This window comes from Wolbachia endosymbiont of Drosophila tristis (assembly GCF_028981745.1).
GTDB classification, from domain to species: Bacteria; Pseudomonadota; Alphaproteobacteria; order Rickettsiales; family Anaplasmataceae; genus Wolbachia; species Wolbachia pipientis.
In genome coordinates this window covers 1-9862 of the sequence record NZ_JAPQLN010000070.1, presented here as the reverse complement: position 1 = coordinate 9862, position 9862 = coordinate 1, and the positions used below count along the sequence as shown (strand labels likewise).

The 9862-nt window shown below is 33.8% G+C and carries 8 protein-coding genes and 4 pseudogenes; 7 read left to right on the top strand and 5 right to left on the bottom strand.

The annotated features are described in order from the left end of the window. Together OZD64_RS02715 and OZD64_RS02710 are read right to left on the bottom strand one after the other, a co-directional pair. Window positions 1–309, bottom strand: a pseudogene (locus OZD64_RS02715) (transposase); the annotation flags it as partial. Further along, window positions 294–431 carry a hypothetical protein gene (locus OZD64_RS02710; protein WP_209452472.1) on the bottom strand — a complete coding sequence of 46 codons (138 nt, stop codon included), beginning with the start codon at window positions 429–431 and terminating at the stop codon, window positions 294–296. The pseudogene OZD64_RS02715 and the gene OZD64_RS02710, both read right to left, overlap by 16 nt. A gap of 122 nt (window positions 432–553) precedes the next feature. On the opposite strand from OZD64_RS02710, the pseudogene OZD64_RS02705 reads away from it, so the two are divergent. Beyond that, window positions 554–1536, top strand: a pseudogene (locus tag OZD64_RS02705) (IS4 family transposase); the annotation flags it as partial. 193 nt (window positions 1537–1729) lie between these two features. On the opposite strand, the pseudogene OZD64_RS02700 reads toward OZD64_RS02705, so the two are convergent. Beyond that, window positions 1730–2661: pseudogene (locus OZD64_RS02700) on the bottom strand (IS110 family RNA-guided transposase). A gap of 216 nt (window positions 2662–2877) precedes the next feature. Between OZD64_RS02700 and OZD64_RS02695 the strand changes: the two are divergent. From OZD64_RS02695 to OZD64_RS02675, 5 genes and pseudogenes are all read left to right on the top strand, one after another. Beyond that, window positions 2878–3285: pseudogene (locus OZD64_RS02695) on the top strand (IS4 family transposase); the annotation flags it as partial. A gap of 157 nt (window positions 3286–3442) precedes the next feature. Continuing rightward, window positions 3443–3808, top strand: coding sequence for a hypothetical protein (locus tag OZD64_RS02690; protein WP_274999254.1), 366 nt, complete (start codon window positions 3443–3445; stop codon window positions 3806–3808). Beyond that, complete coding sequence (locus OZD64_RS02685) at window positions 3796–5055, top strand: hypothetical protein (RefSeq protein WP_274999253.1); 1260 nt, start codon at window positions 3796–3798, stop codon at window positions 5053–5055. Before OZD64_RS02690 ends, OZD64_RS02685 begins: the two co-directional genes overlap by 13 nt. A 177-nt stretch (window positions 5056–5232) precedes the next feature. After that, the gene (locus OZD64_RS02680; protein ID WP_022626382.1) at window positions 5233–5580 is read left to right on the top strand and encodes an IS630 transposase-related protein; all 348 of its coding nucleotides are present in this window, start codon (window positions 5233–5235) and stop codon (window positions 5578–5580) included. Between the two features lie 167 nt (window positions 5581–5747). Continuing rightward, window positions 5748–6083, top strand: coding sequence for a transposase (locus OZD64_RS02675; protein WP_049973597.1), 336 nt, complete (start codon window positions 5748–5750; stop codon window positions 6081–6083). A gap of 416 nt (window positions 6084–6499) precedes the next feature. On the opposite strand, the gene ubiB is transcribed toward OZD64_RS02675, so the two are convergent. After that, on the bottom strand, window positions 6500–7930 hold the full coding sequence (gene ubiB, locus OZD64_RS02670) for a 2-polyprenylphenol 6-hydroxylase (protein ID WP_070356945.1): 1431 nt from the start codon (window positions 7928–7930) through the stop codon (window positions 6500–6502). Then, window positions 7927–8667, bottom strand: a complete 741-nt coding sequence (locus OZD64_RS02665) for a metal ABC transporter ATP-binding protein (RefSeq protein WP_274999252.1) — start codon at window positions 8665–8667, stop codon at window positions 7927–7929. The genes ubiB and OZD64_RS02665 overlap by 4 nt, the downstream gene beginning before the upstream one ends. Between OZD64_RS02665 and OZD64_RS02660 the strand changes: the two genes are divergently transcribed. Continuing rightward, window positions 8659–9540 carry a zinc ABC transporter substrate-binding protein gene (locus OZD64_RS02660; RefSeq protein WP_010962934.1) on the top strand — a complete coding sequence of 294 codons (882 nt, stop codon included), beginning with the start codon at window positions 8659–8661 and terminating at the stop codon, window positions 9538–9540. The two genes, OZD64_RS02665 and OZD64_RS02660, sit on opposite strands and share 9 nt — an antisense overlap. The last annotated feature ends 322 nt before the right edge of the window (window positions 9541–9862 follow it).

The following is a 9862-nucleotide window of genomic DNA, read 5'->3' as shown; positions in this document are numbered from 1 at the left end:
TTCTGCAATCATTTATCTTAATATTAAGTTTCTTTTGATGCTTGTGAATAGCTGCAAATCTCTTCCTATTTGTTGCAAATACCCTTTTATAAACCCGACTGTTTGTCTTAAACCAATTCTAAAGAAACTGACGATTATATGCACCAAAATCACAACTTTATCACTATAAATATAGTTGCCGCCCTGCATTTTTGGACAATTCTCGTACCAATTTTCTATGGCGTCATTGATATAACAAAAAATGCTTCCTCTTTCTTGGAGAAATTTGTTATATTCATGGCAGTTACTGACTCTCATTTTTTGTGGCATATTTTTTCTTCAACAGTTAAATGGCTATTTATAATGAATTTTGTCAGTAACTGCCAGTTCTTTTCGCTTGAGCGATGCAACAAAGCCCACTGGGATCCAGTTTCACCTTGTGATGGTGTCATGAAAGTAGCTGACACTGGTTTCCATCCAAGACGGTGTCATTCCTTACTATTACCCACAAATATAAATGGACTAAAAAGTAAAATATTACAATATTAAAGTTTGCAAATATTGAGGGTGTAAAATGGCAAGTAAAAGTAGTGAATGGGCTAAAAATGAATTTGGAGATAAAAGGTTAACTGAGCGATTAGTAAAGATTGCTGATATGTTTGACAAAATTACCTGAAAGTTAGATTAATCAAGCATGTGAAAGTTGGTCAGAAGCAAAAACAGCATAACGTTTTTTTCAAAATGAGAATGTAAAAGAAAGTGATATTTTAGCTACACATATTAATAAGACGGTTGAGAGAACAAAAGCTCACAAGAGGGTTCTTGTCATTCAAGATACCAGTTACATTGTATATAATAACCATAAAAAAACAAGCGGATTAGCAAATTTGTCCAGTTATGATACTGCAAAAGGTATTATAATGCATACAGCTCTTGCCGTTAGTATAGAAGGTTTGGTACTAGGGATACTAGATCAAAAAGTTTATTCAAGACCTGAAGAAACTGAGAACCTTAAAAAAAAGAGCGATCGCATTGAAGATAAAGAAAGCGTAAAGTGGTTGGAAACTTTAAGAAAAACAAATAATATTATTGATCCAACTCAAACTGAGACTATAACTGTATGCGATAGAGAAGCAGATATATATGACTTTTTTGAGCTTGCACATAATCTTAATTCGGCAGTGCTAGTTAGAGCATGCAGAGATAGAGCAGTAAATAGAAAATCTCGATATCCTGAAAAAGGTGAGCAGAAGTTATGGGCATTTATTAAATCCTCTCATTGTGCAGGTACGGTAGAAGTTGAAGTTCCTGTAAAAGATAATAAGCCAAAAAGAACAGCACGTTTGGAAGTTAGATTTGGAAAGTTTATGATGAATCCATCTAAGAATAATATTAGGCATAAGACGGAAGAACTACCTAAATTACCACTTTATGCAGTTTATGTTGTTGAGAAAACTCCCCTTCCCTTAAAAAAAACCGCTAGAATGGATGCTATTAACGAATCTTTCAGTTAATACTTTCGATGAAGCTGTTGAAAAAATTAGTTGGTATCAACTATGTTTTTTAAAAATTTTTTTATTTGTGTAATTTTGCAAATTATATGGGCAATAAAAACCCGTTTGTCATAGAAATAGAATTTTATATCAAACAGCTACCACAGCAATTTCTGCTTAAGCTAATGAATATGTGCTTTAAGTCTGTGTGGACGCACATATTCATTAGCCAATTTCAGTTACCGTTGTGAAGATTTTTAAGTATGCAAATTAATTGCTTCTTTAAGTCTTGTATTAGCAATTACTATAATTTTACGCATTAGGGCTGTTATAGCCACCATCTTCTTCTTACCACTTTCAACAAGCTTAGAATAAAAGGCGCCAAGTATAGATTTTGACCTTGTAGCAGCCATAGCGCCTGTAAAGAGCTTTGAACGAACGTTACTTCTACCACCTGTAATCCTTCGGTAACCAACAGCTTTACCACTTTCTTTTGGATGCGGTGCAACTCCGGCAAGACTTGCTACTTCTTTTCTATTTAAGTAACCAAGCTCTGGCATTAAACACAAAAAATCTTGTGATAACTTTTCCAGGAACTGTTTTAAGAATTTTTTGGCGTTGTTGTAATTCGCGGCTTTCATCAATAATCTTTTGTATAGTATCATTGAGTTCGTTTATTTGACTATCGAAAAACTCAATGGTCTTTTGACAGCTTTCTTTTATATGATCATTTTCCGGTGCTTCAAGTCTGCATTTTTCTTGAGTTCTCATTTGCGTAATATCATCACGACGTTGACAAAGTGCAGCCAAAGTTGATTGTTCTGTAGAGGTAGGTACAAATAGAGAGATAGTTCTATGGCGTTCAAATCCATATTGAGCAAGAGCTCTTGCATCTAGACTTTGCTAAAGTTCCGTGAGATAAAATAAAGCTTTTTACTTTACGAGTATTAGCTCGATGCACGGCAATATTTTTGTCGGTAAGAAAATGTGATAAGCCAAGCTCATATTTCCCTGTATTTTCTAAAGTCACTAAAGCATTAGGTAGAATATCTGAAAACTCTTGAAATAATTGTTGCCAACCAGAAGCATTATTATCAAATTCGACAGCATTCTTCTGTTTGTGAATTGCAACGATATTTTTAAATTTTCCGATGTCAATGCCAATAAAATTTTGATAAGATGTAACCATAATAAACCTCGATAGTTTTAGTTAATTTAAGATTGTAAACGGGTGCATATATATGTCCCAAGCAACTATTCAAACGTATCGAGAGATAGGGCTAGCGTACCTTGATACCAACGGTTGTAATACCAATTTCCTTTCAGTCGCGCACGCCCGCTATTCCTAGTGAGCAGGGTTATCTTTCTCTCTTATCTCTTTTATATCACGTTTTTAACTTACAATTGCCTTAGATGGAAAATAGAGATATTACATAAAATTTTAAATCCGGTCTCAAAGTTGAAGAATGTAGGCTTGGAATAGCAGAAAGACTCATGAGATATCTAACAGTTATGAGTATTATTGCTTGGAGGATCTTCTTTATTACATCAATTGCAAGAGCTAACCCAACATTACCATGTACTACCTTATTAGCTGAAGAAGAATGGAAAGTTTTATACGTTAAAATACACAGAAAACCATGTCCAAGTGTAGTTCCCAACATAAAAGAAGCTGTTTCATGAACTTGGAGGCCATTTAGCAAGAAAAAATGACCCAAAACCAGGACCAATTACTCTTTGGAAAGGATATAAACGTCTCTTTGATTTAGCAGAAGGATGGCGACTTGCTCACGAACCTCATATTTGTGGGTAATAGTAAGTTGTTAGGGGGATCTGGAGATACCGCGGCGGTATGACGTAGGGAAATCTTACTTATTATAGCTATAGTTCTACATGAATTACAAAAGTAATATTTACTAGATCTTAATATTTTAGATCTATATTTTAATAAATAATGAGCTGTAATTAGTATGAATAATCCATTTAAAAGTGAGAACTATAAAAAAAATCTCGATTCTCTGATCAAAGCTGTAAAGCTAGGAAATGCAGAGAAACAATATAACAAAACGTTAAGGGATTTATCTCATGCATTAGAAGGTTTTACAGGTGAGGCAAAAGGTATAGCTGAGTTTGTTATATATACTGACTTGAACAATTATGTAGAACAGCCATTAGGTCTTTTTAAAACATTAATGAATAGAATTTTGGGAAAAAATTTTCCAACCAAGAACAGTAGTATAAGTAATTTTGTAAATGATGAGTTGTCAAGTTTCACTTTAGAAACAGCAGCTAAGTATACAAGAATTTTAAAAAAATTGATCTCTTGGAACAATTAGAAAAAGATTTCAGAAAAAATAATATTTTAAAAGATTCTTTAAATTTAGAACAAAGTGAAAAGAGTCAAGGAAAAGATAGATCACACGAAGTGAGTTTGGAAGGTAGAAAGCAAAAGGAAGGTACTTTTGAGCTGCGAAAAGAAGAACAGCCGAAAGAAAAATTAGGTGGTAATCGCATGAGGCAAATAAAGCGACCAACAACAGCACCTCCGGCTGCTCCAGATTCGAGGAAGGTACGCTTTAAATCAGAAATATCCTCAGATGGAGAAAGCAAGGCAAAGTCTACATCTTCTTTACTAAAAAGAGCTAATAGTTTTAGTATGCCTGATGCTAAGGAAAATCCTTCTGAGGATTCAGGCTATGAAAGTTCATTAGATCAGGGGTCTGAATATGAAGACATATCAAATTATCAAGAGAAAAAGCAAAAGGAAAATCCTTTATATGAGCAGAGAGAAGATTCAGGCTATGGAAGTTCATTAAATGAAGAGTCTGTATACAAAGAGATATCAAATTATCAAGAGAAGAAGAGTAAAATTTTAATAGAAAATTCGCAGAGTTCAAAATCGCCCAAAGAAGAGCCAATTTATGCAACAGTTCCTAAAGAACATATAGAAGCAAAAAGAGAACGTAAGCAGAAACAACAACCTCAATCCCTCGTACCACCAAAACCACCGCAAGTGCCAAAAAAAATGTTTACTACTGGTCAAGAAGTTAGACAAGAATCGAAAGTGGTAATCAAAGATAAACCTGCAGTACCGCCAAAGCCTAAAAATCTAAGCCGTGCTAATCAAAAAGTAAGCACAGAGCCAAAAGTAGTAGGAGTAATTCTTAAAAAATCAGCTGAAAGAGTACCACTAAAATCTGAAAATCAAGACAATAGGAAATCAGCACAAAAAGCTGCTGGTAAGGCGATACCAAAAGTAGCAGCAGCTACTATGAAAGGAGGAGCTAATCGCGAGATGGGCAGTAAAGTAAAGGCATTAAAAGAAAAATTTGAGCAAAATCAAGCAAAAGGAAATGCTAATGTACAGCTTGCTGAAAGCAAAACCACTCCAGCAGCACAAGCGGATATCGGTGTGAAGAAAAAACAATCTCATTCATTTCTAACAGAGAATAAAAGATCTGCAACGAAACACGTAACAGCAAAATCTGATCCAAAATCTCATGTCAGCAAAAATTCCCTTCTCACGCATGCAAATGTAAAGGAAATGGTTGCACAAATTGAGAAAGGAAAAGGAGGAAGATAGTAACATTTGGGAAAAAAACATATGTGTCAAGTCAAGAGATTGTGAGCAAATTTAGGAAATTATAGCTAAACTGACTTAGATTTACCGACAATTTGAAAAACCGTCATTCCGCTAACTATAGTATTTTCAAAAGCGAATGATAAAGGTATAATATGTTTTTTTAAAGTAGGGAAAGCGATGGTATATAGTGTAGATTTAAGGGAAAAAGCAGTGTCTTTGGTAGAAAAAGGAAAGTCAAAGGTTGAAGTTGCAGAGGTTTTTGAGATAGGGATAGCAACACTATATAGATGGCTAAAAAAGAAAGCTACTGGCCAAGGTCTCAAAGCGGTAAAAAGTACTGGTTTTATTCGAAAAATAGATCCAGAAATACTCAAAGAATATGTCAAAAAACACCCAGATCACACACTAGCGGAAATGAAACAAAACCTTGGCTTTGGGATAAGTGCAATTTGGTATAGATTAAGACAGCTAAAAATAACCTTTAAAAAAAGTCACATTCTATCAAGAGCGCAATCAAGAAGATAGGCAGCAATTTATCGATAAAGTCTCAAAAATAGACCACTGTAGCATTTTATATATAGATGAAGCAGGAGTTGATAATAGACTATACCGAGAATATGCACGAGCTCCAAGAGGAGAAAAAATATATGCTGATGTTCCAGGAAAAAAGCGGGAAAGAGTGAGTATAATAGGTGGATGAGAAGTTTATTGCACCAATGACCTTCACAGGAGGGTGTAATAAAGATATATTTAATGTATGGTTAGAGCGAAGATTACTTCCACAATTACAGCGTGATACAACCATAGTTATGGATAATGCTACATTCCATAAAACTCCCAAAACAAAGTCATTAATAGAGTCTTTTGGCTGTCATTTGCTTTATCTTCCAACATATTCACCTGATCTAAATCCGATAGAGCATTGTTGGCACACCATCAAAAGTTGCCTCAGACCTCTAATGCATCAATGTACAGACTTACACCTTTTAGTTGGTAATACCATTTTAGACGTTTATCATTCGTTTTAGAAAATACTATAGTTGAAATAGCGCAGTTACTCACCCCATAAATTTGGTGCTCTCTTTCAATCAAAGGTGTCTTGCTGCTTGAAATGTTTTCTTTGTAAAAATTTGGCTTATCTTTATATCATCTCATTCAAACAGCATTAACATAACTTATGCCTTTTTTGGATGTAGAAATTTTCTAGGAATTGTCTTTTTGAATTCTATGGTATTTTGTTTAACATTGAAACAAGAGGCCAGTGTCACGCACTGGCATGACACCCATTTGTTCCTATAGTTGTCTTTTCTCGTCTACCTTATTTTGCCACTCTGCTGAACAGATACATAAAGAAAGTGGAAAATTGGACATTCTCAACTCGGCTCCTGCAGATTAAAAATTAAGTTGAATAAAAATTGGATTTGACGCAGTTTTTTCCCATAGTTTAAGAAATTAAAAGTTTAACGATTAGAATTATAATTACAAACCACAATAAAAAATAGACTTTTCCATTTGATTTATTTTTAATTTGGATGTTTTCTAATTTTTTATCAGCTATTAGGTTTAATTTTTCTATAAGGCTAAATATCCCTTGGATTGTTTTTACAGGATAAGAACTTCTAATTTTTTCCCTATACCCTATTTTATTTTCATGTTGACTGCTTATCCACGCTTCAACTACTTTCCACATATTGATTTCTGAGTAGATCTTTCTACATGTCCCTTCCAGTAAAATCATAGTTTTCTGCAGCAATAACAATTGTGTTTGAACTTTCATATCAAAATCACCAGTTATTTTTAATAGCTGAGCAAGTAAACTAGCAAATGAAATCTTCTGTATAGGCTGCCCAATAATGGGTTCACCTATTGCCCTGCAAGCTGTGACAAAATTTCTATGCTGTGATGAAACATAACCAGCCCTAAAGTGCATTTTTGCAACGTGATCATAATCCCGATTTAAAAAGCCTTTGAGTATCTCTATAACGTAATAGCATGTCTCACGATCTATTCTACCCATGATTCCACAATCCAGGGCAATAATATTGTTATTACTATCAACCATTAGATTTCCAGGATGCATATCAGCATGAAAAAAACAATCCCTGTATACTTGATTGCAAAACGATTCTATAAGATTGATAGCTATTTGCTTACGATTATTCAGTTTTTCAACTTCGTATATTGGCGTTGCTTCTATCCATTCTAATGTTAAAACCTTTTTCGAAGTTCTATTCCAATCTATTTCAGGTACGTAAAAACCTCTGTCATTTTTTGTGTTTTCCTTTAGTTCCGAAGAGTGAGCAGCTTCAAAACGTAGATCTAACTCTAATCGGCAAATTTCAGCAAAAGTTTTGACTAATTCAATTGGCCTCAGCCTTTTTGATTGTTCGCTAAATTTTTCTGCAATTTCTGCAAGCCAAGAAAGCATTTTTATATCCCTTGAGAATGTTTTCTCAATATTTGGCCTTAAAACCTTCACAGCAACTTCCTTACCCTCAGTTGTAACCGCTCTATGCACCTGAGAAATCGATGCTGCTGCAATTGGCTTTTCAGAAAAGCTTGAAAAAATGTCGCTCAATTTACAATTAAACTCACTTTCTATAGTTTTAACTGCTATTTTATGTGAAAATGATGGCAATCTATCACATATCAATAACAAGTTATTTGTTATATCCTCATTTAAAACATCAGTACGTGATGAGATAGACTGCCCAAACTTAATGAACACCGGACCTAATTTTTCAAGAGCACACTTTAGCTTGTGGCCTTGTATTTTATTTATTGATTTTTTTGATGGTGGAAGTAAATAAGGTAATATATTGTAACGCGTCAGCACCGTAGTTATGTGCAGAAGACGCAAAATATTTTGAATCATTTCGCTGCGTAACTGCTAAATATTTCATTTAGGGTTCTATTTTTCATAACCTCATCAGGCTTGCCTTGGCAATAGATAGTATTATTTATACAAATTATGTAATCTGAGGATGGTAGAGCAGAGTTAAGATCATGAGAAGTCATAAGAATCGATACCAATCGTTTTTTTGCTATTTTATTTATAATATCATAAAATTTAGCCCGCGCGTTAATATCCATTGCACTAACTGGTTCATCTAGAATGATCAAGTCAGGCTCTGCAATTAAACAACGTGCAAGCAGTAATAATTGTGTTTGCCCTGCAGAAATTTCTAACACTTGATTTTTCAAAATGTTACCGATACCAGCCAACTCTATCGTTTCTGTAATAATGGATTGATTTTTCTTTAGTCTTTTCAAGGAGCTATTTAAAAGAAAATATTCAACTGTTATTGGCATCAAATTACTAATACTAAAATTTTGCGGCATGTAGCTAATTTTTGTGTTCTCAGCTAACACAATATTTCCAGTATAATTTTTATTTATACCAGCAATTGCTTTCACTAAAGAGGTTTTACCTCCACCATTTGGACCAAGTATTGTAATTATGTCTCCTCTTTCCATGAACATATTGATATTGTCAAGGATTCTTTTACCATCATATGCGAGAGCAAGATTTTCTATTTTTAGAACACGATTATTGACATTATTCAATTTATTGACAAAATTTAACTTCTTCTCAACGTTTATATGAGACATTTACTGGCTTTTTTTCTATTACTTTCACTTACACTATACTATAATATTGCCTTTTCATCCAATTTAAAAGTTGTAGCTACAATCAAACCTATCCACTCACTTGTAGCTTCTGTTACAGAAGGGATTTTAGAACCGGAATTGCTTGGCTATGCAACATCTGCACATAATTATATATTAAAGCCATCTGATGCGAGTAATTTAGAATCAAGTGACGTTATATTTTATGTTGACGATAACTTAGAGACGTTTGTTCAAACTTTCGCCAAAAATAATAAAGAACTAGTGCAATTGTCAAAGGCAATCAACCTACTTCCTACTCGGCCACATTCATTTTCTAGAAAAATCACTCACATTCAAGATGAAAAAGATTTACACATGTGGCTGAGTCCCGAAAATGCAAAGAGCATGATACTTTCTATAAGTGCAACATTGTCTGACATAGATAAAGGAAATTCCCATCGATACAGTTCTAATGCAACAAAAGCTATAAAAAAAATAGACCAAGAAGTAAAAGAAATCATGAAAGAACTGAATGATTTTAAAAATCAAAAATACATCGTTACTCATGATGCTTATCAATATTTTGAAAAATATTTCGGTCTAAATCATCCAAGCGCTATTCTTTCCATAGAAGAGGATTCTTACATAGGTATGAAGAGTTTAATGAAGCTAAAAAAGATAATGAAGGAAGAAAACGTTAAATGTATATTTGCTCATTCACAGGAAGATAGCATAAAGCCTAACGCCCTTTCTAATGACGCAAAAATGGTAGTTCTTGATCCTATTGGATCAGACATAGAGCCTGGAAAAGATGCATATCTAGCTATAATCAATAGCATTGCACAAAATTTTAAGTCTTGTTTTGTTGAGTAATAAGTTCCCTTTTAGCTTACTGTTTTATTGTTCTACAAATCAAGAAGAAGTGAGTTTACAACAAATGGTGTCATTCCAGTCTGGAATCCAGCTTTTTCATAATCATCAAAACGTTGTATTTTAACATAAAATGGCTGCTTTTATGCTTACTAACTTAATAAAATTCCTGGATCCCAGTGGGCTTTGTTGCATCACACTTTATGAGATGGTGATTTATGGTAAATTCATGTAACTATCTCAAATTTAGCCATACCAATATCAGTGAACTTATTGAGCAAATAGCATTTAACAAGTAGTTCCTTCTCTCTATTTGTCTCAGATT

Bases quoted from the DNA above. Each gene is read 5' to 3' on its own strand.
- OZD64_RS02710 (WP_209452472.1), bottom strand. From the start codon at position 431: ATGACACCATCACAAGGTGAAACTGGATCCCAGTGGGCTTTGTTGCAT.
- OZD64_RS02690 (WP_274999254.1), top strand. From the start codon at position 3,443: ATGAATAATCCATTTAAAAGTGAGAACTATAAAAAAAATCTCGATTCT.
- OZD64_RS02680 (WP_022626382.1), top strand. From the start codon at position 5,233: ATGGTATATAGTGTAGATTTAAGGGAAAAAGCAGTGTCTTTGGTAGAA.
- ubiB (WP_070356945.1), bottom strand. From the start codon at position 7,930: ATGATTCAAAATATTTTGCGTCTTCTGCACATAACTACGGTGCTGACG.
- OZD64_RS02660 (WP_010962934.1), top strand. From the start codon at position 8,659: ATGAGACATTTACTGGCTTTTTTTCTATTACTTTCACTTACACTATAC.
- OZD64_RS02665 (WP_274999252.1), bottom strand. From the start codon at position 8,667: ATGTCTCATATAAACGTTGAGAAGAAGTTAAATTTTGTCAATAAATTG.